This window comes from Capnocytophaga felis (assembly GCF_009684755.1).
GTDB classification, from domain to species: domain Bacteria; phylum Bacteroidota; class Bacteroidia; order Flavobacteriales; family Flavobacteriaceae; genus Capnocytophaga; species Capnocytophaga felis.
Genome location: NZ_BLBC01000006.1, coordinates 70,681 through 95,150, shown reverse-complemented (window position 1 = coordinate 95,150; position 24,470 = coordinate 70,681). Strand labels below are relative to the sequence as shown.

At 37.0% G+C, this 24,470-nt stretch carries 23 protein-coding genes; 3 read left to right on the top strand and 20 right to left on the bottom strand.

Annotation, left to right across the window (positions count from 1 at the left end):
• Positions 1-2 precede the first annotated feature (2 nt).
• The 3 genes from lolA1 (at position 3) to lpxB (ending at position 3,308) form a co-directional block, all read left to right on the top strand.
• Positions 3-647, top strand: coding sequence for an outer membrane lipoprotein periplasmic chaperone LolA1 (lolA1, locus tag GN105_RS05470; RefSeq protein ID WP_155284428.1), 645 nt, complete (start codon positions 3-5; stop codon positions 645-647).
• A gap of 89 nt (positions 648-736) precedes the next feature.
• On the top strand, positions 737-2,182 hold the full coding sequence (locus GN105_RS05465) for an LptF/LptG family permease (RefSeq protein ID WP_155284427.1): 1,446 nt from the start codon (positions 737-739) through the stop codon (positions 2,180-2,182).
• 16 nt (positions 2,183-2,198) lie between these two features.
• Positions 2,199-3,308 (top strand): lipid-A-disaccharide synthase, encoded by a 1,110-nt coding sequence (gene lpxB / locus GN105_RS05460; RefSeq protein WP_155284426.1) that lies wholly within the window; start codon positions 2,199-2,201, stop codon positions 3,306-3,308.
• 14 nt (positions 3,309-3,322) lie between these two features.
• Here the strand turns inward: lpxB and GN105_RS05455 are convergent, their stop codons facing one another.
• The 20 genes from GN105_RS05455 to GN105_RS05360 form a co-directional block, all read right to left on the bottom strand.
• A complete protein-coding gene (locus tag GN105_RS05455; RefSeq protein WP_155284425.1) occupies positions 3,323-3,925 on the bottom strand; it encodes a thioredoxin family protein in 603 nt (200 codons plus the stop codon).
• A 32-nt stretch (positions 3,926-3,957) separates the two neighbouring features.
• Complete coding sequence (locus GN105_RS05450) at positions 3,958-4,227, bottom strand: chaperone modulator CbpM (RefSeq protein WP_155284424.1); 270 nt, start codon at positions 4,225-4,227, stop codon at positions 3,958-3,960.
• Between the two features lie 3 nt (positions 4,228-4,230).
• Positions 4,231-5,115 carry a DnaJ C-terminal domain-containing protein gene (locus GN105_RS05445; RefSeq protein ID WP_155284423.1) on the bottom strand — a complete coding sequence of 295 codons (885 nt, stop codon included), beginning with the start codon at positions 5,113-5,115 and terminating at the stop codon, positions 4,231-4,233.
• Positions 5,116-5,253: 138 nt separating this feature from the next.
• The gene (mscL, locus tag GN105_RS05440; protein ID WP_155284422.1) at positions 5,254-5,631 is read right to left on the bottom strand and encodes a large conductance mechanosensitive channel protein MscL; all 378 of its coding nucleotides are present in this window, start codon (positions 5,629-5,631) and stop codon (positions 5,254-5,256) included.
• A gap of 167 nt (positions 5,632-5,798) precedes the next feature.
• Complete coding sequence (gene miaA, locus GN105_RS05435; protein WP_155284421.1) at positions 5,799-6,719, bottom strand: tRNA (adenosine(37)-N6)-dimethylallyltransferase MiaA; 921 nt, start codon at positions 6,717-6,719, stop codon at positions 5,799-5,801.
• The gene (locus tag GN105_RS05430) at positions 6,709-7,596 is read right to left on the bottom strand and encodes an ion transporter (protein ID WP_155284420.1); all 888 of its coding nucleotides are present in this window, start codon (positions 7,594-7,596) and stop codon (positions 6,709-6,711) included. The genes miaA and GN105_RS05430 overlap by 11 nt, the downstream gene beginning before the upstream one ends.
• 69 nt (positions 7,597-7,665) lie before the next feature.
• Complete coding sequence (locus tag GN105_RS05425; protein WP_155284419.1) at positions 7,666-8,325, bottom strand: alpha/beta hydrolase; 660 nt, start codon at positions 8,323-8,325, stop codon at positions 7,666-7,668.
• A 106-nt stretch (positions 8,326-8,431) separates the two neighbouring features.
• Complete coding sequence (locus GN105_RS05420; protein ID WP_155284418.1) at positions 8,432-9,682, bottom strand: dihydroorotase; 1,251 nt, start codon at positions 9,680-9,682, stop codon at positions 8,432-8,434.
• Positions 9,683-9,862: 180 nt separating this feature from the next.
• On the bottom strand, positions 9,863-10,579 hold the full coding sequence (gene recO, locus GN105_RS05415; protein WP_155284417.1) for a DNA repair protein RecO: 717 nt from the start codon (positions 10,577-10,579) through the stop codon (positions 9,863-9,865).
• A 276-nt stretch (positions 10,580-10,855) separates the two neighbouring features.
• Positions 10,856-12,169, bottom strand: coding sequence for an NADH:ubiquinone reductase (Na(+)-transporting) subunit F (nqrF, locus tag GN105_RS05410; RefSeq protein ID WP_155284416.1), 1,314 nt, complete (start codon positions 12,167-12,169; stop codon positions 10,856-10,858).
• On the bottom strand, positions 12,169-12,882 hold the full coding sequence (gene nqrE / locus GN105_RS05405; RefSeq protein WP_155284415.1) for an NADH:ubiquinone reductase (Na(+)-transporting) subunit E: 714 nt from the start codon (positions 12,880-12,882) through the stop codon (positions 12,169-12,171). The genes nqrF and nqrE overlap by 1 nt, the downstream gene beginning before the upstream one ends.
• A 22-nt stretch (positions 12,883-12,904) precedes the next feature.
• On the bottom strand, positions 12,905-13,546 hold the full coding sequence (locus GN105_RS05400) for an NADH:ubiquinone reductase (Na(+)-transporting) subunit D (protein WP_155284414.1): 642 nt from the start codon (positions 13,544-13,546) through the stop codon (positions 12,905-12,907).
• A 4-nt stretch (positions 13,547-13,550) separates the two neighbouring features.
• Positions 13,551-14,285, bottom strand: a complete 735-nt coding sequence (locus GN105_RS05395) for a Na(+)-translocating NADH-quinone reductase subunit C (RefSeq protein ID WP_155284413.1) — start codon at positions 14,283-14,285, stop codon at positions 13,551-13,553.
• Positions 14,286-14,287: 2 nt separating this feature from the next.
• Positions 14,288-15,514, bottom strand: a complete 1,227-nt coding sequence (locus GN105_RS05390; RefSeq protein WP_155284412.1) for an NADH:ubiquinone reductase (Na(+)-transporting) subunit B — start codon at positions 15,512-15,514, stop codon at positions 14,288-14,290.
• A 72-nt stretch (positions 15,515-15,586) separates the two neighbouring features.
• Complete coding sequence (locus GN105_RS05385) at positions 15,587-16,300, bottom strand: DUF6261 family protein (RefSeq protein WP_155284411.1); 714 nt, start codon at positions 16,298-16,300, stop codon at positions 15,587-15,589.
• Between the two features lie 635 nt (positions 16,301-16,935).
• Entirely contained in the window at positions 16,936-17,445 is a 510-nt protein-coding gene (locus tag GN105_RS05380; RefSeq protein WP_155284410.1) for a ClbS/DfsB family four-helix bundle protein, read from the bottom strand.
• 41 nt (positions 17,446-17,486) lie between these two features.
• Positions 17,487-18,176, bottom strand: coding sequence for a suppressor of fused domain protein (locus GN105_RS05375; RefSeq protein ID WP_155284409.1), 690 nt, complete (start codon positions 18,174-18,176; stop codon positions 17,487-17,489).
• A 32-nt stretch (positions 18,177-18,208) separates the two neighbouring features.
• On the bottom strand, positions 18,209-19,561 hold the full coding sequence (locus GN105_RS05370) for a Na(+)-translocating NADH-quinone reductase subunit A (protein ID WP_155284408.1): 1,353 nt from the start codon (positions 19,559-19,561) through the stop codon (positions 18,209-18,211).
• A 188-nt stretch (positions 19,562-19,749) separates the two neighbouring features.
• Entirely contained in the window at positions 19,750-21,585 is a 1,836-nt protein-coding gene (locus GN105_RS05365; RefSeq protein WP_155284407.1) for an SUMF1/EgtB/PvdO family nonheme iron enzyme, read from the bottom strand.
• A 167-nt stretch (positions 21,586-21,752) separates the two neighbouring features.
• Positions 21,753-24,347, bottom strand: a complete 2,595-nt coding sequence (locus GN105_RS05360) for a putative LPS assembly protein LptD (RefSeq protein ID WP_373279394.1) — start codon at positions 24,345-24,347, stop codon at positions 21,753-21,755.
• Positions 24,348-24,470: the final 123 nt, after the last annotated feature.

Here is a 24,470-nt window from a genome sequence, read left to right as displayed (position 1 = left end):
AAATGAAAAAAATATTTTTAGGATTTATCGCTTTGTGTGGATTTTTTGTAAACGGACAAAATAGTGATAGAGCAAAAAAAATGTTAGATGAAGTTTATAACAAAATCACAAGTTACGACAACATTTACATTGATTTTAAATACAATCTGGATAATATGGCTGAGAACATCAGTCAGGAAACCAAAGGAAATGTTACTTTAGCCAAAAACAAATATGTTTTAAACTATTTGGGGTCTACCAGAATATACGACGGAAATAAAACATACACAATAGTACCTGAAAATGAAGAGGTTGTAATTGAAACTACATCTAACGAAGATGATGCAGCTATTACTCCGTCAAAGATGCTAACTTTCTACAGAAAAGGTTATAACTACAAATGGGATATTGAGCAAAATGTACGCGGAAGAAAAATTCAATATATCGAATTAAAACCACAGAAAGCAAATTCTGATGTGAAACAAATCTTATTAGGAATTGATGTACAAACAAAACACATCTATAATCTCATTGAAATAGGAAAAAACGGCACAAAAACCACGATTACCGTAACAAGTTTTAAAACAAATCAGCCTATTCCTGCTAATCTTTTCAAATTTGACAAAGAAAAGTACAAAAAAGAAGGCTATTATATTTCAGAATTATAGAATTTCTTAGTTTTTTGAAGCTTAACTCGTTTTAAGATTTCTTGCAAGCATTAAAAAGTATCAAATTTGAGAATTGTAAAATACAAACCTTGAAAATTTTAGATAGATATATACTGATACAGTTCCTAAAAAATTTTTTAGGAACTCTTTCCATTTTAATCCTTATTTTTATTTTCCAAATTATTTGGACATACATCGATGAACTTGCCGGACGTGGATTGGAATTATGGGTAATCGGGAAATTTATATTGTTTTTCATTCCGCAATTAATTCCTATTATTTTGCCTTTGGCTGTAGTTGTTTCCTCAATAATGACTTTTGGTTCTTTTGCCGAACATTATGAATTTGCTGCAATGAAAGCCTCAGGAATTTCCTTAATGCGAATAATGCGTCCGTTAATCGTTCTGATGGCAATTTTAAGCGGCATTACTTTTTTCCTCGTAAACAATGTTATTCCTGTGGCTTATCGGGAAGTTTATGATTTGCGAAGAAACATTGCAAAAGTTAAACCTTCTATGGCTATTCCTGAAGGAATTTTTTCCAATATCGGTGATGATATAAGCATCAAAGTCAGTAACAAACACGGAGAAAATGGCGAATTTCTGGAAAAAGTAATCATTCATAAAAAATCGCCTGACAAAGTAAACAGAGTGGTTATCAATGCCGAACGAGGAGAATTAAAAAGTGGAAAGAACAATGATTTTCTTCAATTAATTCTGGAAGATGGCACTTATTATGAGGATATTAAGACAAGGAGTTACTCCCAACAAGAAAGATTTCCTTTTGCTAAGGTTCATTTCAAAAAGTACATTATCAATCTCGACCTTTCACATTTGAATAATGTAGATTTTAATGAAAAATCAGATGTAACGACCTATAAAATGATGAATGTAGGTCAGTTAAGTTACGCTATTGATTCGTTAAAAACAGATTTCAAACAAAATTTGACTGACCAAGGAAATAGTATGTTCCGCCGTACAGGAATTCTAAATCTGAATAACACAAAAGAAGCTAAAGATTCTGAACCTGAAAAAAAAGAAAAATTTAAAGTAAAATCAATCGATGATTTGACCAATCTTCTTGATGAATATAAAAAAATCCAAATTTGGGATGTTGCCGTCAGTAATAATAAAAGTCAGTTTGACAATCTTAAATTCCGACAAGATGAAGTAGAATATCGTTACAAACTGATGAACCTGCACATCATTAACTTTAATGACAAATTCGCCCTAACTGTGGCTTGTTTTGTGCTATTTTTCGTGGCAGCTCCTTTGGGTGCGTTAATTCGCAAAGGAGGAATTGGTTTGCCTTTGGTTGTGGCTATGTTTCTTTTTCTGTCATACTACTTTATTGGTTTGTTTATTAAAAATATTGCAGAAAACAACTCGATAAGCCCTATATTTGCTCCGTGGATTTCCACTTTAATTCTCTTACCTTTAGGATTTTACCTAACTTCACGTGTAGCAACAGACAAACCCATTTTCCAATTTGAGCGAATTACTCGTTTATTTTACAAATTGAAAAAGAAAAAATAAACTTTTCATAAAACAAATGAAATATTACATTATTGCAGGCGAAGCCTCTGGCGATTTACACGGAGCCAATTTGATGAAATCCATTGTAAAAAAAGACTCAAAAGCAGAATTTCGTTTCTGGGGCGGAGATAGAATGCAACAAGTTGGAGGAACGATTGTTAAGCATTATCGTGATTTGGCTTTTATGGGTTTTTGGGAAGTTATCACAAACCTGAAAACTATTCTACGTAATATTCATTTTTGCAAGAAAGACATCGAAAATTATCAACCTGATAAATTGATTTTTATTGATTATCCTGGCTTTAATATGCGAATTGCAAAATGGGCTAAACAACAAAAAATTCAAACAAATTACTACATATCTCCACAAATTTGGGCTTGGAAAGAAAATCGTATTAAAGACATAAAACGTGATATTGACAATATGTACGTTATTTTGCCTTTTGAAAAAGATTTTTACGAAAAAAAACATCAATTTCCTGTACATTTTGTAGGTCATCCCTTACTTGATGCCATCACACAATACCAGAAAACAGATGAAATTACCTTCAAAAAAGAAAATGGATTGGATAGTCGTCCCATCATTGCTCTTTTGCCGGGAAGTAGAAAACAAGAAATTGCCAAAATACTTGCTATTATGACTTCTATTACAGAAGGTTATCGTGATTATCAATTTGTAATAGCAGGAGCACCCTCACAAGAATTTTCGTTTTACCGGCAATTCATCAATACGGAAAATATTCATTTTGTAAGTGGAAAAACATATGATTTACTATCCATATCAACTGCTGCAATAGTTACCAGCGGAACGGCTACACTCGAAACCGCTCTGTTCAACGTTCCCGAAGTGGTTTGCTATAAAGGAAATTGGTTATCGTATCAAATTGCCAAACGCATTATCAATCTGAAATACATTTCATTAGTAAATCTGATAATGGATAAACCTGTTGTTACAGAACTAATTCAAAATGAATTCAATAAAACCAATTTAAAAACTGAATTGGACAAAATTTTGGATAACAATCACAGAGAGAAAATACTCAAAGATTATAGCGAATTACGAAAAAAACTCGGAGGTTCAGGTGCCAGTGACCGTACCGCCGAGTTAATCATCAATTCTAAATAATTTCTGAGAAAAATTTATTTCTCGCTTAATATTTTGATAAAATCATCAACTATGTTGTTTCCTTTATCTTGGTTGTACCATTTCTGTAATTCTTCTTTGAATTCCGCAGATAATTTTCCGTGCTGAGCCTTGTAATCTTCAACCATTTTGGTGGCGACTGACGGACGAGAACCCCACGATGCCAACACGTTATCTTTCAAATCCAAAATTACAACAATCGGGATTGCTTTCCCTCCATTGGTTAGAAACAAATTCATAAGCTCTTCATTTTCATCTCTAAACACTAATTTTAAAGTAATCTTAGGATTTAATTCTGCTATTTTGTTAATAACAGGAACTATTTGAGCAGCATCTCCACACCAAGTTTCTGTGATGACAAGAAAAGTAACACTTTTTGAATAATTTTTAAAAAACTCTGCCTTTTCTTCCGAAATTTTTATGGTTTTATCCAATCTCTTGTAACGCTTCTCATTAAGTGCCGTGTAATCAATGAGGTCTTGAGTTTGCTCCGGACCACTCGTTCTTCCCTCCTCAACCATTTTATCAATAAGATTTCTGTAGGTTGTGTATGATATGCTATTTAGTAAGCTTTTTTGAATGATTTGCTTTTTCTCCATAAAATTAAATTTTGTTAAAGGTAATAATTTTCTTATTTACTCAATAATTTCCTATTTTCTTCTTGTAATGATTGAATTTGATTTAACAAGTGGTGAATAATCTCCAACCCTGGCATATTTACTTCCAAATCATAATGCCAATTTATAAACTTCTCAAAATTAGATAATTGACTATAATTAAGATAAATAGTTTCATCAACAACTTCAGTTTGAATCAACCCACAAGCCTCCAACTCATTGAAAAAAGCAATTTCAATGTTGTATATCCTGATAATTTCCTCTCTTGAAATTCTTCCTTCCATAATCTATGAATTTTTAAGTTGTTCAAATAAGTCTTTTTGCTTGTCTGTCAAGTCCTTAGGAAGCTGAACTTCATACGTGATAAATAAATCTCCAAATTCTCCTTCCTTCTTATACACAGGAAAACCTTTCCCTTTCAAACGTACTACCGTACCATTCTGAGTTTCAGGCTGTACCTTTAGTTTCACTTTTCCTTCCAAAGTTTCTACCTGAATTTCTCCACCCAATATTGCTGTGTACAAATCAATCAGAACTCTGGTTTTCAAATCATTACCTACTCGTTCAAATTGTGTATCAGGCTGAATATTGAAGGTTATGTACAAATCCCCACTCGGTCCTCCGTTGTATCCTTTACCTCCGTAACCTTTCAGTTTTATTTGTTGACCATCATAAACTCCAGCTGGTACAGTAATGCGAATGTTTCTTCCGTTAATGGAAAACATTTTTTGTTGTTTTTGGGCTGCTTCCCTAAAAGAAAGCGATGCTTCGGCATAAATATCCTGCCCTTTAAATTTACCTGAGGCACGACTGTAAGCACTTCCTCCAAAACCTGCTCCACCGAACATATCTCTGAAAAACTCGGAATAATCCGCCGAACCCTCATAATTTGCTTCATCAAAATTACTTCTTGAATATTGACGCTGTGCTTTTTCATACTCTTCCCCGTGTTTCCAATTTTCTCCGTATTTATCGTACTTCGCTCGGTTTTCCGGATCACTGAGCACCTCGTTAGCTTCATTGATTTCTTTGAACTTTTGTTCCGAAATTTTATCTCCGGGATTCATATCCGGATGATACTTCCGAGCCAACTTTCTATATGCTTTTTTTATTTCTTCCGAAGTTGCTGTTTTTTCAACCCCCAACGTTTTGTAATAATCTATGTATGCCATATTAAACAAATTAGCAATATGCAACAAAGGTAAAACAATAAAAGCAAAAAGACAAAAAATAAGGCTATCTTAACAAAGATAGCCTTAACAAAATATGTTATACGTTACAAAAAACTATACGTTTTTTCGTACTATGTTTTATTGTTTTTTCAATAAATCTCTGATTTCTGCAAGTAATTCCTCTTGTGTTGGTCCTGCCGGAGGTGCCGGAGCTTTCTCTTCTTTTTTCTTCATTGAATTGATTCCTTTAATCATTACAAACAATATGAAAGCAATGAAAATGAAGTTAATAACAGCCGCTAAAAACTTACCATACGATACTCCGTTCCAAACAAGTTCCTCTAATCTGTTTGCTCCTGCTGCTTCCAAAGCCGGAGTCAATAACAATGGTGTAATCACATCCGATACCATTGAGTTAACAATTGAACCAAAAGCACCTCCGATGATAACACCGACAGCCAAATCAATTACGTTTCCTTTTACGGCAAACTCTTTAAATTCTTTTAAAAATCCCATAACTACTTGATTTTTTGTTTTAAAAATTATTTTAGTTTAATCTCTGGGGCAAATGTAATTAGAAAACAGATACAAAAAAACAAAATTTCAATTTTTAATAAAACTTTAATAATTTTCAAAGATAAATAATTAAAAATATTAATTTTAATCTTTATTGTGAAAAGATTTTAATTGATTTCATTAAAGTTGATTTGTTTTAAGACATCAAATATATCACACTGATAATCAAACCATTTAATATTTTCATTTTTACCAAACCAAGTATATTGCCGCTTGGCAAAACGCCGAGTATTTTTTTTGATTTCCTCTATTGCAAAATCCAACGAATATTGTCCTTCAAAGAATTGAAACAACTCCTTGTAACCTACTGTTTGTAAGGCATTTAATTTTTTATAAGGAATTAATTCTTGAACCTCGCGGAGCAATCCTTGTTCAAGCATTTGTTCTACGCGTTGATTAATCCGCTGGTAAACAATCTCTCTATCAGCAGTAAGCCCAATTTCTATATGAGAAAAATTTCTTTTAGTATCTTTTCTATTTAAAAAAGAAGAATATGGTTGTCCGCTTGCCAAACACACTTCCAAAGCCCGAATTAACCGTTGCGGATTTTGTATGTCCATTCGGGAATATTGTACAAAATCTAATTTTTTTAACTCTTCTTGTAAATATTCAATTCCGTTTTGAAGATATTTTCGATTTAATTCTTCACGTACTTCCTCCGGAACTTCAGGAAATTCATCAAGTCCTTTTATAACTGCGTCAGCATAAAGCCCGCTCCCTCCTACCATTACTACGGCTTTTCTATCCTTAAAAAGTTCTTCAAGAAGCTTGACTGCATCACGTTCAAAATCTCCAACGGAATAAGAATCAAAAATACTTTTATGTTGAATGAAATGATGTTTTACCGTTTCCAACTCGAATGGTTCCGGCACTGCAGTCCCAATTCGCATTTCTTTGAAAAATTGACGAGAATCACAGGAAATAATTTCTGTATCAAATTGTTTTGCCAATTCTATTGCCAAGCGAGTTTTCCCAATAGCAGTAGGACCTACAACAGTTATTAACAAATTATTACGTTCATCTATCATCTTTTTCTCTTCCTAATAAAACTCCACATTTGCAACAAAATTTAGCTCCCTCCTGATGATTTTTGTTTCTACAATTCGGACAAATAACCGCATTTGTATCCTGTTCTTTCTGATATTCACTATTTTCCTTAACATCAAAAGTTCTTCTTTTTGTTCGTGAATACTCGGCTGTGACAATTCCTGTTGGAACAGCAATGATACCGTATCCCAAAACCATTACAAACGAAGCCACCATTTGCCCGAGTGTTGTTGCTGGAGCAATATCTCCGTAACCCACTGTAGTTAAGGTAACTATACACCAATAGATACTACGAGGAATACTGGTAAATCCACTTTCTTCACCTTCAATAACATACATCAAAGAGCCTAACAAAATACAAATTACCAAAACAAAATAAATAAAAACCAATATTTTGGTTCGGCTGGTTCGCAGTGCCATCTTTAATTCTTCTCCCTGATTCATAAAGTTTGCGAGTTCCAAAATACGAAAAACACGTAGTAAACGCAAAGCCCGAACTACCGACAAAGCCTTTGAACCGGGAATAAAAAACGATAAATACATCGGCAAAATAGAAATCAAGTCAATTATTCCGTAAAAACTAAATATATACTGTAACGGCTTTCTGTTGGAAATAATTCTCAAAACATATTCAATCGTGAAGAAAATTGTAATAAACCATTCTAAAAACACTAAAATCCCGTGAGCTTGATGGTCAATATCTTTCACAGTTTCAAGCATTACCATAATTACACTGAGGAAAATAAGTATCAGCAGAACAATATCAAAAAGCTTTCCCAAAGGCGTATTTGTACCATAAATGATAACGTACGCCTGTTGTTTTAAAATATCGTATTTTGATTTTATTACACCTCGCATAATTTTTTAAGGATTTTATTTGAAATTTTTTATCAAAATTTTCAACGTAGCACTAAATATTTATGTTTCTTAATTATTTGAAAGCCAATTTCGGAAAGAGTAGAAATTTTGGGGAGACACTCCGTGCCCAACAGGAAATTCCTCATACACATACTCAATTCCCAAATTCTCTAAAAATTCCGGAGTTTTTCTCGCCCATTCTATTGGGATTATTTGGTCACTCGTACCGTGTGAAACATAAAAATGTAATGCAGAATGGTTCTCATTATTGTAACCTTCTTTCAAAATTTCTGTATTCAGATATCCACTTAACGCTATAACATTCCGTATTTTACGTGGATATGAAATTGCAATTGACATACTCAAAATACTTCCCTGACTGAACCCCAATAAAGTGATATTTTTTGTATCCAAATTAAACAACTTACACGCTTCGTCAATGAAATCTACCACCAAATCACGTGATTTTATTGCTTGTTCGTTATCACTCCATTTCCCTTGTTCCTCATCAAAATTAATTGAATACCAAGCATATCCAAAATCAGGAAGCCTATACGGAGCTCTTAATGAGATGATTGTATATTCTTTTGGTAATTCTCCCGCAAAGGAAAATAAATCTTCTTCATTGCTTCCATAACCGTGAAGCATAAAAATAACCGGTGAACGCTTGACTTTCACCAAAGGCTCACGCATTACATACCTTAAAGGCAAAAAATTGTTTGTTTCCATATTTTTTGTTTTCTATTTTATTACTTCTATTGACTTATAAAGATTGTTTTTTTACAATCGGGATTTATCAATTTTACAATGATTTATAAATTCATATTCTGAAAAACTAATCGTTCATAACAAACTGATTATTAGCTATAATACCAATAACTTTCCCTTTCAAAGTTTCTCCAAGAAAAGCCGAATTTTTTGAAGCTGATACTATGTTTTCTTTTTCAAACACGTAACTTCCTTCCGGAGTAAACAACGTTAAATCTGCCTGAATGTTTTCTGATATCGGTTCTGTTTTTATTCCAAATCGCCCACGAGCAGAAGTCAGTAACTCTACCGTTGTTTCCAAATCAACATACTGATTTACAATACCAAAAACACTTTCCAGACCAATGGTACCAAATGACGCATAATCAAACTCCTTGAATTTCAATTCAATATCTAACGGATTGTGGTCAGAAGTTACAAAATCAATTATTCCTTCTTTTAAAGCTTTACGTAAAGCATCAACATTTTCTTTATCCCGTAATGGCGGTAATACTTTAAAATTAGTGTCAAATCCATCTAAAACTTCATCAGTGAAATGAATGTTATGAACTGCAACACTGCACGTTACATCAAGTCCTTTGTTCTTAGCCTCACGAATCAATTCCACAGATTTTGCTGTTGAAATAGTAGGAATATGCAATTTGCCGCCTGTATATTCCAACACCGCTAAATCACGAGCTATGCAAAGTTCTTCGGCTAAAGCGGGAATTCCTTTTAACCCTAATCGGGTTGCAGAAATATGCTCATTAACAACTCCTTTTCCCATTATTTTTGAATCATTGGGAAAAGAAATTACGATTCCTCCAAAATTTTGCACATATTGCAACGCTATTTTCAATAAATTATTGTTTCCTATTGCTTTTTTATAATCCCCAAAAGCGACTGCTCCACCACTTTTCATATCGAATAATTCAGCCAAAGCTTCTCCTTTACTCTGCTCCGTTAAAGCTCCGATAGGATATGCTGTTGCTGCAAAATTTTTCGTTTGGTTTTTGATGTATAATACGGAAGCCTTTGTGTCTGTCACAGGATTCGTTAATGGATTAACAAGTACGTGTGTAAACCCACTTTTTTCAGCTGTTATCATTCCATTTTTCAGAGTCTCTCGTTCTTCAAATCCCGGCTCACCAAAACAAACACTACTATCCGTCCAACCCTGTGAAACGTACACATTCTCAATGATTTTATCTACATTTTCAGTTGTAATAACATCCGAAATTTTTGTAATAATTCCGTCAGAAATTAAAATATCTTTAGTAGTTTTGTGAAAAGTACTTAGTTTATCTAAAATTCTTGCAGATTTGATTAATATATTCATATTCGAATTAACATTTAAAAACTTAAAATATAAAGCTGAAAAATTCAATATTTCAAAAATTCACCTCTCAATTGGCAAAGTTAAGATTAAAAAATGAACTATATAAAATTTTAATTTATTTTTAGTATTAAACTTTTTAAATCTGCTTATTAAAAAAGATTCTTTTTGAAAAAATCCAAATCAAAATAAAACTTGTAAAACTTCCAAAGATTTTGGCTTTCTAAAACCGGGAAAATGCCACTGATAATATTTTAAAAGATGATTTAAAAGAATATTTCTTTCATTTTTTGAAGATTTAATTTCATATAAATCAGAATATTCACAAGAAATAATATTTTTGAAAAAAATAAGCTCCTTGCCCGAAATTGAATGTTTTGTTTCATCAGAATGACTAAAAATTCCTTCCTCCAAACTAAAGAAAGAATTATCCTCATTGGAAATATCAGGATAAAATCCTAAAAATCGGGTTAAATCCATCAAAAATTTCAAATGAAAGTTAGGTAAAAAGTTATTTTTGTCAAAAAAAGATAGTTTTTCTTCTAAAAATTGATACAAATCAGGCTCTGCATACTCATTAGTACAAGCAAAAGAGCAGATTTCGGCTAAAAACATCACAACAGAACTTTTGTAAACATCTGTGTGTATAGACTGATAAACTTTAGTTACTTTTGCTTCTTTGATGCGTTCCAAAGTACTTGTATTTCTGTTACTTGCCACCAACTCCAATTGCATAAAGGGTTGAAAAAGAGCTGGCTTTAATGTTGTTTTTTTTGAGGATAAAACTCCTTGAAGCAAATACGAACGAACTCCAAAATTTCCAGTAAAACATTTAACTATCAAGCTGTTATCTCCATATTTCAAAGCTGAAATCACAATTGCCTTAGTTGTTGAATACATTTTTCTCTATTTTTAAAATTCGTGTTCTTTCGATTATTTTTTTAACGAAAATACAAATCCCTCACCGAAACGATGCGAAGATATAAAGTATTTATAGATTGACAAAAATTATTATGATAATCAACAAAGATAAAAAAATAAAGTTTCAGTTGACCTTGCTTTTATGTTTTTAGTACATAAAAGACCTACGAATATAGTACTTAAAATACAAAAATCCCTTCCCTAAATTTGGGAAAGGATTTTTATATTATAATATCTAACCACTTTCGGCTTTTATTAGCCACCAAAGTCGTCGAAGCGGATATTTTCATCAGGCAGACCGAAGTCTTGTCCCATTTTCTGAACCGCTTTGTTCATCATCGGAGGTCCGCAGAAATATAATTCGATGTCTTCCGGAGCGTCGTGTTTGCTCAAATACTGCTCAATTACAGCATTGTGAACAAATCCTGTAAATCCGTCGCCTTCCGTATCGTGAATGTCTTTTTTCACCTTCCAATTATCTTCGGGAAGCGGCTCAGACAACACGATGAAAAACTTAAAGTTCGGAAACTCACGCTCTAATTCCCAGAAATGCTCCAAGTAGAACAATTCTCGTTTAGAACGTCCTCCGTACCAATACGTTACCTTACGTCCTGTTTTCAATGTTTTAAATAGGTGATACAAGTGCGAACGCATTGGTGCCATACCTGCTCCACCACCTACATACAACATTTCGGCGTTGGATTCGTTGATGAAGAACTCCCCATAAGGCCCTGAAATTACGACTTTATCGCCTTTTTTACGAGAGAAAATGTATGAAGAAGCTACCCCAGGGTTCACGCTCATCCAACCGTTTTTAGCTCTGTCCCAAGGTGGCGTAGCGATACGAACGTTCAACATAATTTCGCGTCCTTCGGCAGGATACGAAGCCATTGAGTAGGCACGCTCTACGCTTTCAGTGTTTTTCATCACCAAAGGCCAAAGGTTGAATTTGTCCCACTCCATTTTGAATTTGTCAGGCTCGCCAGGGTGTTCAGCAGGGTGTGCCGTAATATCAATATCCGAATATTTGATTTCGCACGGCGGAATTTCAATCTGAATATATCCTCCCGGTTTATAATCCATATCCTCAGGAATTTCCACCACAAATTCTTTAATAAAAGAAGCCACGTTGTAGTTACGTACCACCACAGCTTCCCATTTTTTGATACCAAAAATTTCCTCAGGAATGGAAATTTCCATATCTTGTTTTACCTTCACTTGGCAAGCCAAACGAGCTCCTTCTTTCAATTCTTTTTTGGTAAAGTGAGGTGTTTCTGTCGGAAGAGCCTCTCCTCCACCCGAAAGCACGTGGCACTCACATTGGATACACGACCCACCGCCACCACAAGCCGAAGGCAAAAATATTTTCTGATTTCCTAAGGTAGAAAGCAATGAGCCTCCTGACGGAACTTCAATCACTTTCTCGCCGTTAATCTTGATTTTTACAGGTCCTGACGGAGCTAACTTCTGCTTTACAACCAGCAAAAGTGCCACCAACAGCAAGGTTATCACCAGCAAGGCGATTACTGTTACTGCTACCGTTACAAATATACTACTTGACAATACCATTACTTAATTTCTTTTGTGTTATTGGCTAATTTTTCAGTTTTATCAACTTTTTGCTCCATCATCGTTTGGGTTTTCTCTTCTTCGGCTTTTTTAGTGCCACCGGTAAGCATACCTCCGAAACTCATAAAGCCGATAGCCATAAGCCCCGTGATGATGAATGTGATTCCCAATCCGCGAAGAGCAGGCGGTACGTTCGAGTAACGGATTTTCTCACGAATGGCAGCAATGGCAACAATCGCCAAAAACCAACCAATTCCCGAAGCCAAACCGTAAGTAGCCGCCAAACCGATAGACGGAATTTCACGAGATTGCATAAAAAGCGACCCCCCTAAAATTGCACAGTTTACGGCAATAAGCGGTAAGAAAATCCCCAGTGAGTTGTACAAGGCAGGAGCAAATTTCTCAACGATGATTTCTACTAATTGTACCATTGTTGCCACCGTAGCGATGAACAAAATGTAGGTCAAAAAGCTCAAATCATAACTTGCGTACTCTTCGCCCAACCACGCCAACGCTCCTTCTTTGAGCAAATATTCGTTAAGCAACCAGTTGATAGGCACTGTTACCGCCAATACGAAGATAACTGCCGCACCCAAACCAACCGCCGTAGATACCTTTTTGGATACCGCAAGGTACGAACACATACCCAAGAAGGTAGCGAACACCATATTATCTACGAATATCGATTTAAAAATCAGTTCTATATATTCCATTTTCTAATCTTTATTTAGTTAATTATTCCTCAACGAGGGATTTGTTACGCGTACGCTGAATCCAGATTACGATTCCGTAAGTAATAAGTGCCATTGGAGCGAGCAACATAAATCCGTTGTTTTCGTAGCCCAACGCATATAAGCCCGTTTTCTTGATAGGGTCGCCCAATACTTGAATTCCGAAAAGCGTTCCGGAACCTAACAACTCACGGAAGAAAGCCACAATCACCAAAGCGATGGCGTAACCGCCTGCGTTTCCAATTCCGTCCAAGAAGGATTTCCAAGGCGTATTCCCCAAAGCGAATGCCTCAAAACGCCCCATAATGATACAGTTGGTAATGATAAGCCCCACGAATACCGAAAGTTGCTTACTGAGTTCGTACGAAAAGGCTTTCAGCACTTGGTCAACGATAATTACCAATGCAGCAACCACCAACAATTGTACGATAATACGAATTTTCCCAGGAATAACGTTTCTGATTAAAGAAATTACCACGTTTCCTACACTGAGTACAAATATTACGGACAATCCCATAACGATAGCCGCTTTAAGTTGTGCCGTGATAGCCAATGCCGAACAAATCCCCAACACTTGCACGGTAATCGGGTTGTTATCCCATAGCGGGTCGGTAACCAATTTTACGTCTTTTTTCGATAGTCCCATAATATTAGTTTTTTAAGTTTTTAATATAATCAACATACGCACCAACGCCTGTTTTCACCATCTCATTTACACCGTTTACGGTAAGGGTGGCTCCTGCGATGGCATCTACTTTTCCGTCTTCTTTACGTTTGTTTTCAGGGTCGCCATTTGATTTTGAACCTTCTACACTTTGAAAATGCCCCGAAGCGTCCAACAAATGCTCTCCGATGAAATCATCCATAAAGAAACGCTCTTTGATGTTCGACCCCAATCCGGCAGTTTCTCCCTTGTGGTCAAAGAAAACGCCTTGTACGATTAAGTTTTTATCCACAGCTACATATCCCCAAATGGCGTCCCAAAGTCCTTTTCCGAAAACGGGAATGATGTAAAAGGTTTTTCCGTTCTTCTCACCTACGAAAAGCGGTAAGCCTTTTTCGCCTTTTTTCAGCGGATTTTCAATCAGGTTACGCTCCGAAGCCTGCCCGTTGTCAATTACCAATTGTTGTTTGATGTATTTCCCAAACTCGGCTTTCACCTCCGAAGTGGGAACGAACGTAACGTCGCCCTCGCCCAAGTTGGTATTCTGATTTCTGTTTACGCCCATTGCGTAAAGTACGTTCTGCTGCTTTTCGAATTTCTTGTTCTCGCTGATTTTATCGCTCAACGCCGAAGAAACCCCCGCAAGCAACGCTCCTACGATAATTACCATTATGATGGCAAAAATCACTGTATATGAATTACTTTCAGTTCTGTTTGACATACCTATGCAGTTTTAGCTTTTAAACGTTTCTTTCTTCTTGCCACATTTGCCTGTACCACGTAATGGTCAATGGTCGGAGCAAACACGTTCATCAACAAAATCGCCAACATTACCCCTTCCGGATAAGCAGGATTGAAGCAACGAATCATAATGGAGATAAACCCTGCCAAGAATCCGTAGATGTATTTCCCCGTGTTGGTTTGCGATGCCGTAACCGGATCGGTAGCCATAAACACCGTACCGAAAGCAAAGCCCCCAATCAGCAAGTGCTGCCACGCAGGCAAGTTCCACAAAGTGAAGAACTTCGTTCCTTCCATAGCCGGAGCAAAAGCATTGAAGATATACCCCATTGCCAAACCTCCAAGTACCATACTGAGCATAATTCTCCAACTTCCTATTTTAGTGAAAATCAAGAACAAAGCTGCTAAAATAATCAGCACGGTTGATGTCTCTCCGATAGACCCCGGTGTAAAGCCGAAGAACATATCCGAAACGGAATATTTATCCGCAATATTGTGGTGTTGAGCCAAATGCCCAAGGATAGTTTCCCCTGAAATAGCATCCAAGTTCGCTCCCGAGGCGATTTCTCTTGCTCTTTCAGTGGCACCTTCCACCCAAATTTTGTCGCCACTCATTGATGTTGGATACGCGAAGAACAAAAACGCACGGATAGTAAGTGCAGGATTTAGGATATTCATTCCCGTTCCGCCAAAAACTTCTTTCCCGATAATTACCCCGAAAGCCACCGCTACGGCAAGCATCCAAAGAGGCAAATCCACAGGAACGATAAGTGGCACGAGCATTCCCGTTACCAAGTAGCCCTCCTCCACTTCGTGTCCGCGAAGGGTAGCGAAGATAAACTCAATCCCCAAACCAACGGCGTAGGAAACCACCACGAGCGGAAGCACTTTTACTGCCCCAAACGAGAAGTTTTGCCACGACCAGAATTCGGGACTAAAAAAAGGTAGCCCTACGGCGTGAGACAACTCGCCCGTGGCTACATAATGCTGATACCCCACGTTGAAAATCCCGAAGATAAGACACGGAACAAGTGCCATAATCACGGTGTTCATCGTACGTTTAAGGTCATCGGCTGCCTTAATGTGCGTCCCTGCGTGGGTCGTTTCATTAGGCATATAAAGGAAGGTATGCAACGCATTGAAGGTCGTTTCGAGCTTCGTCCCTTTATACTTTTCTTTTAACGTATGTAATTTACTTTTTAAACTCATTTTCTTAACTGATAAGAATGATTATTTACTTTTTTAATTTCTTTTAAACGAATGTTTGTCGGATACGACTAATTATTCAGCTTCTTTTTTACCGCCTTTATTGCCACTGCGTTGAGCGATGACTTCTTTCCATTTGGTAACCGAAGCGTCGAGTTTTGACATAAAGGTTTTGAGCGTGTCGTCGGGTTGCAAAATTGCCAATGCCGAAGCGGTTTGTTGCACCTTGCAGAACAACTCGTCAGCCTCCTTGCGGATTGCCTTCAAGTTGTAGGCAGGTTGCTCTGCGTATTCGTCCCGTCGCTGATTGTGCTTGGTACGAAACGCCTCGTTTGCCGCTTCCAACCAACTTACCCATTGCTCCAAGCCGATTTTCTGCACCGCAGTAAGGAATTTTTCCGAACGCAAGTCTGCCACAAAATTCTGAATGTCGGCGGTTTCCTTTTGGTAATTGTATTTGGTAAAGTTCCCGTAGGTATCCACCACAATCTGCACCTTTTCTGCCGCCTTTTGAGTCTCTTCAAGAGGAGAATAGGTTTCGGATTCCACCCGAAGTACCAACCCCCGATAAAGAGCGTCGCGTTTGTCATCAAGCATTTCCAGCTCTTGCGTGTACTGGTTCTTGCGGATTTGCTTCTGTGCCTCACGCTCGTGGGCTACCTGCACTGCCAATGCTTCTTTCAAAGCTCCAAGCGGTTGCAAATTTGCCTGCGTAAGCAAGTCAAGCACATCGGACATCAATGCCAAATGCTCGGCGTTTTGCAATTTTCCTAAGTTAATCTTTATCATTGTCCAAAAATTTTGTTTCCCATATTATAAGATACCACAAAAGCATTTTTCGTTTTTCTATACATCCTCCGTCCTTCGGACACCTCCTTCAAAGGAGGATTGTGTTACGTAACATTTCAAAACGAATTTGCTACATAATCCCAAAGAGAAAGCTGTCAGAAGCCTATTTTTTGCAAAAAACGCTAAATCTCAAAAGGTTTTCGCTTCCTAATTCCCCCTTTAAAGGGGTTAGAGGGATGTCTTCCTTAAAAAATTCCGAAACACTGAACAGTTTCCTCAAAGAAACTGACAAGAATTCCGAAATTCTATATCCTTTCCGCTTCAAAACTCTTCAGAATTTTGAAACGACAAGCATTTTCTGTTCGGAAACTACCCAGAATCCTGAAACGCCATACATCTCCTGTCAAGAAAATAGTAAGAATTTCAAAATTCCCGTATTTTTCCACTCAAAAAACCTTTTCAGCTCTTTTTTACAGCGTATTTCCTTAAAAAATCACCCATTTGGGGGAAAATTCTTACGGAAATCTCATAAAAAAGACTTCTTTTTGCCTTTTGTCGTAATCCAATCTGTTTATGAACTTATTATGTATTGCCACTGCATATTAAACGCCCCAAAGTTTAAAATCCGAAGAAAGTTATTTCTTTCCTTTCTTAAAAACTTTCCGCAGGAGCTTTAACGCCCAATCATAATGACTTGATGTTGCCGAAACCAAATACGAACCCATTGAGGTGCTTCCTGTCCAGCGATACATTTTCCTAGTAAAAAGCTCGACATCAGTGTGTTTTTCGATGATGGCAAACACCTCGTGATGTGATTTTTCAAATCGAATTTGCATCGTTTCAAGCGGTACGCTTTGGCTCTCTTCCCAAATATCGCGATTCAGACGTGATGTGTCAGCGAAAGTGTACCCTTCTTTGGGAATAGCTGGCTTCTCACCTCGCATTCCTACCTCATACCAAGTCAGAAACAGCAAATGCCAGTGGTACAGATGCCCAATAACATCCCGCACATTACGGTTAAGCGTTCCTTCGGGGAAATCGATTTCCTTTTGGCTTTCAGATAATCCGTCAATAAACAAACAGAGTTTTTGGTAGTTTTCTTCTGCCAAAAACAACAATTCATCTTTTGATTGTGGACGTGGCATAATTTGTATTTTTCAATGAACTAACAGAACGTTGTACTTACTTATACATAGGATTGGATTCTTCCCAAATCGGTAATAAGTAGCGGGTTGTCGGCTCGCATTCGGTTGATAAGCTCCTCTACTCGACCTGTTTTAGGGTCTTGCCAAAGCCAATCCAACTCCTCTTGCGTAAGTCCGACCATTTGCAGGAACGATACCTCCCCGTGTGGTGTGTCAATCACGCCCAATTGCGGGTCAGGTACAAACGCGATTCCCACTAATTTCGTATCGGAATCCAAACGAATGGGACCATTGGCAGGAATGAAATGATACGCCTCAAACCATTTTTTACTGTTGAACACGTACTTAGCCAAATTCTGCATCAGATTCATCGCCCAATAAGGTTCATTTTTTGCTTTATCAGCATCTTTATCCCCAGCAAAAGGAACGATACGAAACGTGAACTCAAATCCCCAACCACTAAACTCATTTTCAACGCTTTCAGGCGAGTAATAAAGCTCGCTCATCCCGTAAGAAATAATGTGTCGGTGAAATTGTTGTTCAGCATTATCGTAAATGCTAATACCATCAAGCGGGTCTTCCCCTCCCAACATATACTTGATAATAGTTCCATAATGGCGGGGCTCTGTGTCTCCGTATACTTTTTCCAAAGTCTGGTCAATTGCATCCCAACCAGGTGAAGCATCATCTTCTGGATACTTTTGCTTGTACTGTTCTTCTGTTAATTTCATATGAAAATATCTGTTAAACTATGTCAGAAGGATTATCCAAGCTCTTGCATCATCAAATCCAACCCTTCGCGGATAATCTTTTGGTGCGGTTGTTTGGAAACGCACACAAACTCGGTCAGTGCAAAATCCTCAGGAGCAACTTCGTAAGCACCCAAGTTTTCCAACTCGTCCAAATCTTTGTACAAACACGCCTTTAAAAGCTGCATCGGATAAATATCCAACGGGAAAACCTCCTCATACATACCCGTCATCACAAACGCACGATGCTCGCCGTTGGTGTTGGTATTCAAGTTGTATTTTTTCTTCGGATTAAGCCACGAGAAAGTCATCGCTCGTGTAGTTGAAACTTTGTTGAAGACAGGTTTGTTCCAACCGAAAAATTCGTAGTCATCACCTTCGGGAATTACGGTGATTTGGTCGTCGTAATAGCCTAAGAATCCGCCTTCCGAAACTTTTTCTCCCGTAAGCACATCACCACTTATCACACGCGATTTCACGGCTTTAAGATTTCCTGCCACGATGCTACTTGCTAAGACTCCTGCAATTACCGAAAAGTACTGCGGTTTTTCCACACAAGCCCCTGTGAGTGCTACGGTTCGGGTAAGGTTGAGTTTTCCGGTTACGAAAAGCTCCCCGATGACTACTAAATCCTGCGGCGTTACCACCCATACCACCTCGCCTTTGTTAATCGGGTCGATTTGAGCAATTTGCGTGCTTACATTACCAGCAGGATGCGGACCTGAAATGTTGTGAATTACAATGTCTTTCAAGCCTCTTAGTGGCGACTGCGGGTCGTTTTTGAACACCGACACGTGAACCTTTCCTGCGGTTAGTTTGGAAAGTGCCGTGAGAGCCGCCTGCAAAAACGATTCTTTACCTTTCAGCACGTAGCTGTAATCGGGAGCCAACGGATTGGTCTTGCAAGCGGATACGAAAATCGCTTTGGGCTGAGTATCAGCTCCTGCGATGATGTCGTACGGACGTTGCTTGATGAGCGTCCACGCTCCACTTGAAAGCAAGAAATCTTTGATTTGGTCGGCGGACATTTTTGCCGGATCTTTGCTCCCGAAGTCTTTATAAGCTTGCTGAGCATCGGGTGTGATTTTGATTTCCAAAATCTTACGGCGTTCTCCACGAACAATTTCGGTAATTTTACCACTTACGGGCGAAGGGAAAACCACTCGCTCGTCTTTTTTGTCGTGAAAAACGGCTTCTCCGGCTTTAACCTCTGTGCCCTCCTTAGCGATGAGCTTTGGCACAACAGAATGAAAATCAGAGGGTTTTAATCCATACACTTTTGCCAGCGGTAGCTGCTTGGTAATCTTTTCAGCCTCGCCTTCCAGATGTATGTCCAACCCCTTTCGAATGCGGATGTCGTTTGACATATTTGTTAAATTGTTAGTTAGTTTTATTAAAATTCGGGACAAATATACTATTTTTCCATTTATAAAAGAAGATAAAAAATGTTTTTTATTTAGAGAGCAGATAAAAACAATCTCCTAAATCCATAAAAAATGCCCTTCAATGTTTATTCTAACATCAAAGGGCTGGTTTGTATTTTTTCTCAACCTATCTATTCTACTTTAAATACAACACGGAAACTAATGTTGTTTTGATAAGCATCATTGGCTCCACGATTTGCAGAACGACAATAATTTGGTTTGCAGTAAACACTCGCTCCACGGCGAACAAAGCGTTTTTTAACATTATCTGTTTTATATGGTTCAGGGTTTACTTTGTCTTCGGGTGTGTAATTTGAATAGTACTCGTCAGCAGTCCATTCCCAAGCATTTCCACTCATATCGTGAATACCCAATTCATTAGCTTTCAGGGTTCCAACCGGATTTAATCCTTTTGAGTTTCCTAAATGATAGCCTACTTCATTGACATTATCGCTTCCTGAAAATCTGTATTTTTGGCTTTTATTTCCACCTAAAGAAGCAAACTCCCATTGAGCTTCTGTTGGCAATTTACCACCTACCCATTTTGCATAAGCATTTGCTCCATACCAAGATACATAAGTTACCGGATAGTTTTCACGACCTTTTACCGGTTCATAAGTATTGCCATTTCTAATAATCCCTTTTTCTCTTTCTTTATCTGCACCATAATAATAGTATAATCCGTTTTCAGTCTTATTACCTACTGCATTCAAAAACTTGGCATATTGTGCATTTGTAATTTCATATTTGCTGATTCGGTAACTGCTTAACGTTACGTTATGACGAACTCTTTCATCAGGATCTCCATTATCGCTTCCCATTCTGAAAGTTCCGCCTTCTACCAAAACTGTATCAGTATCTTCAGGTGTCACAATATTTTCAACCACATAAACCCCTAAAAGAACTTCTTTTCCTGAAACTTTATCCTTTATAGTAATGTCTGTTTTAACAGAATTCGTACCTGTTATTGTTATCGTACTTTCAGAAATGGTTACTCCCACACCGGAAGGTGTTCCTACCACCTCATACTGGCCACTTCCATCAATCACTTGAACGGCAACTGATTCATTAGATTTTAAGCTGATATTGCTAACTTCAAGGCTCAAAGCATATACATTAGCTACAATTTGCTTAGATTCATTCACATCATTAGAAACGGTTATTGTTACAGTTCCTGTTTTATAACCATCAATAAAAATTTCATTACCTTCTACTCTTACCTTAGCTATTGTTTCATCACTTGAAGTTACGGTATAATTTCCTGCTCCAGAAGTAATTTGTATTTTTGTATTTTCTAACTTTTCTCCTTTAACTGCTGCCTGTTCTCTTTCAATGTCAGTGAAAGCTTTAACAACCAACTCGTTACCTTCCATATTCAACTCAATGGCCTGCTTCTCTTTTACCATTACATTCAAAACAGTTTCTTTGTTACTTGCTATGTCTTTAACTGTAACTGTTGTTGTACCTGATGCTACACCTTGAACAACTACGGTTGTCTGTGATAGAGTTGCACTAACTATGGTATTGTCGGCCACGGTAACTTCATACTGCCCGTTTCCAGAAGAAATGTTTGCAGTTCCTTTTTCTCCTAAATACAAAGTCAATTCATTTACATCAAGAGCCAAATCTACCAACTCCTTGCTAACAGTTATTTTAACTGTTGCTTTTTGATTAGTTTTTCTGTCAATTACAGTAACTGTTGCCTCTCCTGCAGCAGCTCCCATCAAAACCACCTTAGTTTGCGAAAGAGAAATCTTTACTACTTGATTATTAGAACTTAACACTTCGTACTCTCCGCTACCAGCTTTGATATCAAAGGAAATATCTTTCCCTTCTCTAACGGCAAGATCCTGACCTGCCACACTCAATTTAAGGTCATCATAAACAACCTCTTCCTTTTTGGAACAATTTGTAGCTGTCATTACAATCATCAATGCAACAACTACATAGGTAAAAAATTTCTTCATAAGCTATTATATTATTAGTAAGTAATATCCAATTGGAGGCAAAGGTAATTATTTATTCAATAAAAAACGCAAATAAAATTCAAAATTTTTCATAAAAAAATACATCATATTAACATATTCACAATTTATGAATTATACAAAAAGTAAATTTCCCGCTGTGAAAAATATTAACGCAACCTTCTGTCCGGTTCTTTACTCTTATCCCACTTTAAGTCGGATAGCATTGAGGATTTTATACCTATGAAGAAGTACCAAGAATTTCTGTATCCAATAGGTGTGAAGTGAAAACTCATTCTAAAACTATTCAAATCACGCTCAAATCGTAATTGTGTGTAGGTAATTCCTTTGTTTATAAAATCGTATCCGCTTGAGATTCCAACTTGCCACTTTGGCGAAAGTTCAACATTACTCGAAAACATAATAGAATTGTTAGAGATTCGACTTTCACGAGCTGAATTACTGTAAGTCAAAGAATACGCTAAATTCACATCCCACGGAATACTTGCATTGTAAAAGGAACTTTTCTTTTCTCTTTCTTCTTGTTTTTCCTCTGCTTCTTCATCTTCATTTTGCATATCATTTATGGGTTTAGATGAACCGAATAAATCATCTGCACGTCCTCCAGAAGCGGTGTTATCATTATTTTTTGTTTTGTTTTTATCTCGGTTTGAAAACGTATAACTCGTTGAAAGATTTGCATTTGTTAAACGGAAAAGACTTCCTCCATTGTTGATGTTAAATTTCTCCATCTGCCTTCCATTTTCATCAATTGCGTACGGATTTAAAGTCATACCAAAATTAATAGGCAATTTCCCTTCAAAAAAAGAAGTTCCTCCCGTTACAGATACGGGACTAAATTGTTTTGTAATCACATTATAACTTGAGCTGAAATTCAAGCTATTAAGCAACATAATTTTCTTTGGCTCTGTTTGCGTACTATCTTTTTGCTGCACTTTTGCTTCCAAAGTATTACTCAATGAAAAACTGATGGATTGCGACTTGTTAAGCCCCGGCGTTCCGTAAATTCCCCCTTCAAAACGAGTATATTGTGATGTATTCCCAAAAGCATCAGAAATATAATCCTCATAATATTGATCAAAAGCAGGTGTGTAGCCATAACTAACCGACGGACGCATTACGTGCCTGATAGCCTGTATTTTACTATCTTTCTTAAAACGAAAAGTTCCGTAAACGGTAGTTCCCAAACTCGCTCCTAAATTATACGTAAGAAAGCGGTCGAAGCCGTTTAACGTGTCTATTTCAGATTTTCCTATATTGCTATTGAAGTCATTTTTACGAATCGTTTTAAATTGCCAAGTTTCATTCAGTGACGAATTCAGCCCTAAGGTTATGTACTTAAACAATTTTGCGGTAGTGCTAACAGGAATTGAATGTCTCACACCGTTTTTAGCATCATTGAACATTTTTCTTGAAAAGAACAAACTATCGGTAGTAGAAAAACGATTATCAGCCTGCATACTATATTGAAAATTAAGGCTTTTTATCAAACCTTTCTTTGACTGCCCTTGTTTGACAAACGGATAGATACGCTCCATACTTGCTCGCAATGCAGGCAAGGTCATTTCAATATTCTGTGTGTTAGTGTTTTGCGAGTGCGATGCTGTAAGCGAAAGATTTACAGAAGGATATGCAGGAAACGTTTTGGAATACGAAATTGATGAGGACAACGTATTGTTCAAAACATTGGGTGAATTGATTTGATTGTACGAATTCTGATAATAACGACTACTTCCCAAATTCACAGATGCCGAAAAACTTGAATTGGGATTTGATTTTGCATCTTTTGAGTGTGTCCATTGAATGTTGTACAAAGTCGTACCACTGTAATCAGGAAGCCCTTTGATGCTGTAAATCTGATTTTCGTAATTCAGACTGAAATTCCCGGAAAACTTATATCGTTTATTATACGCAGACTGAGCCCTGAAACCATAACTTCCGTTTGTGAAATAATCACCCGTGAGTGCCAAATCCAAATGGTCGCTGATAACAAAATAATATCCTCCGTTTTGTATAAAATATCCACGATTGTTTACCTCTCCAAAAGTAGGAAAAATAAGCCCTGATGTTCGTCCTGAAACCATCGGATAATATGCAAAAGGAATAGCAATAGGAGTTGGGACATCAACAATGTACATATTACTGAGTCCGGCAATTATTTTCTTCTGAGGAACAAATTTTGCCTTTCTCACCTTGATATAATAATCCGGGTCGTCCAAATCTTCCGCAGTTGTGATAATAGCATTTTTCATAAAATAGGTAGAATCATTCTCTTTTTTGATAATTTCCCCTTTTATGTTATTTTCATCTTGTTTTGTATAAGCATTTCGGATGATTGCTCTTTGAGTTTTGTAATTAAAACGAATGGAATCCGGTTCAATTATGTCATTACCTTGCTTAAAAACAGGATGTTGCGTGTATTCTCCAACAGAATCTTTCAATCGTCCTGCGTAAACTTCTCCTATATCAAATTTAATAAGCTCAATTCCTGCAGATATTTCAATATCAGTATATTGTACTTGCGTTTCGTTGTACAAAATGATTTCACTTTTTACCTTATTAAATACAATGCTGTCCTTCGCTTTGTATTTAACAATATCTTCCAAAGCTCCTTTGGGTTTCTGCACGGAATCTTTTTTTAAAGAATCTTTTTCTTGCAAAAGAGAATCCTTTTGGGGTTTTATATTTGGTTTTTTGATAGTGTCTCTCACCGAGTTTTTGGAACGCCTCAAAGTATCCAACATTGAAAACGTGTGAAAACTCTGATAATCCATCTTTCGGATAGCAAACAACTCCGCATACCAAAAGAAAGTAGTTGCGATTAATAAACCTATCAATAAAATTATTTGTCTCCGATAATTTAGCAA

Bases quoted from the DNA above. Each gene is read 5' to 3' on its own strand.
- miaA (WP_155284421.1), bottom strand. From the start codon at position 6,719: ATGATAGATGAACGTAATAATTTGTTAATAACTGTTGTAGGTCCTACT.
- GN105_RS05445 (WP_155284423.1), bottom strand. From the start codon at position 5,115: ATGGCATACATAGATTATTACAAAACGTTGGGGGTTGAAAAAACAGCA.
- mscL (WP_155284422.1), bottom strand. From the start codon at position 5,631: ATGGGATTTTTAAAAGAATTTAAAGAGTTTGCCGTAAAAGGAAACGTA.
- nqrF (WP_155284416.1), bottom strand. From the start codon at position 12,169: ATGGTATTGTCAAGTAGTATATTTGTAACGGTAGCAGTAACAGTAATC.
- lolA1 (WP_155284428.1), top strand. From the start codon at position 3: ATGAAAAAAATATTTTTAGGATTTATCGCTTTGTGTGGATTTTTTGTA.
- GN105_RS05395 (WP_155284413.1), bottom strand. From the start codon at position 14,285: ATGTCAAACAGAACTGAAAGTAATTCATATACAGTGATTTTTGCCATC.
- GN105_RS05455 (WP_155284425.1), bottom strand. From the start codon at position 3,925: ATGGAGAAAAAGCAAATCATTCAAAAAAGCTTACTAAATAGCATATCA.
- GN105_RS05420 (WP_155284418.1), bottom strand. From the start codon at position 9,682: ATGAATATATTAATCAAATCTGCAAGAATTTTAGATAAACTAAGTACT.
- GN105_RS05360 (WP_373279394.1), bottom strand. From the start codon at position 24,347: ATGTTGGATACTTTGAGGCGTTCCAAAAACTCGGTGAGAGACACTATC.
- GN105_RS05430 (WP_155284420.1), bottom strand. From the start codon at position 7,596: ATGCGAGGTGTAATAAAATCAAAATACGATATTTTAAAACAACAGGCG.
- recO (WP_155284417.1), bottom strand. From the start codon at position 10,579: ATGTATTCAACAACTAAGGCAATTGTGATTTCAGCTTTGAAATATGGA.
- GN105_RS05400 (WP_155284414.1), bottom strand. From the start codon at position 13,546: ATGGGACTATCGAAAAAAGACGTAAAATTGGTTACCGACCCGCTATGG.
- GN105_RS05370 (WP_155284408.1), bottom strand. From the start codon at position 19,561: ATGTCAAACGACATCCGCATTCGAAAGGGGTTGGACATACATCTGGAA.
- GN105_RS05390 (WP_155284412.1), bottom strand. From the start codon at position 15,514: ATGAGTTTAAAAAGTAAATTACATACGTTAAAAGAAAAGTATAAAGGG.
- GN105_RS05425 (WP_155284419.1), bottom strand. From the start codon at position 8,325: ATGGAAACAAACAATTTTTTGCCTTTAAGGTATGTAATGCGTGAGCCT.
- nqrE (WP_155284415.1), bottom strand. From the start codon at position 12,882: ATGGAATATATAGAACTGATTTTTAAATCGATATTCGTAGATAATATG.
- GN105_RS05385 (WP_155284411.1), bottom strand. From the start codon at position 16,300: ATGATAAAGATTAACTTAGGAAAATTGCAAAACGCCGAGCATTTGGCA.
- GN105_RS05380 (WP_155284410.1), bottom strand. From the start codon at position 17,445: ATGCCACGTCCACAATCAAAAGATGAATTGTTGTTTTTGGCAGAAGAA.
- GN105_RS05365 (WP_155284407.1), bottom strand. From the start codon at position 21,585: ATGAAGAAATTTTTTACCTATGTAGTTGTTGCATTGATGATTGTAATG.
- lpxB (WP_155284426.1), top strand. From the start codon at position 2,199: ATGAAATATTACATTATTGCAGGCGAAGCCTCTGGCGATTTACACGGA.
- GN105_RS05450 (WP_155284424.1), bottom strand. From the start codon at position 4,227: ATGGAAGGAAGAATTTCAAGAGAGGAAATTATCAGGATATACAACATT.
- GN105_RS05375 (WP_155284409.1), bottom strand. From the start codon at position 18,176: ATGAAATTAACAGAAGAACAGTACAAGCAAAAGTATCCAGAAGATGAT.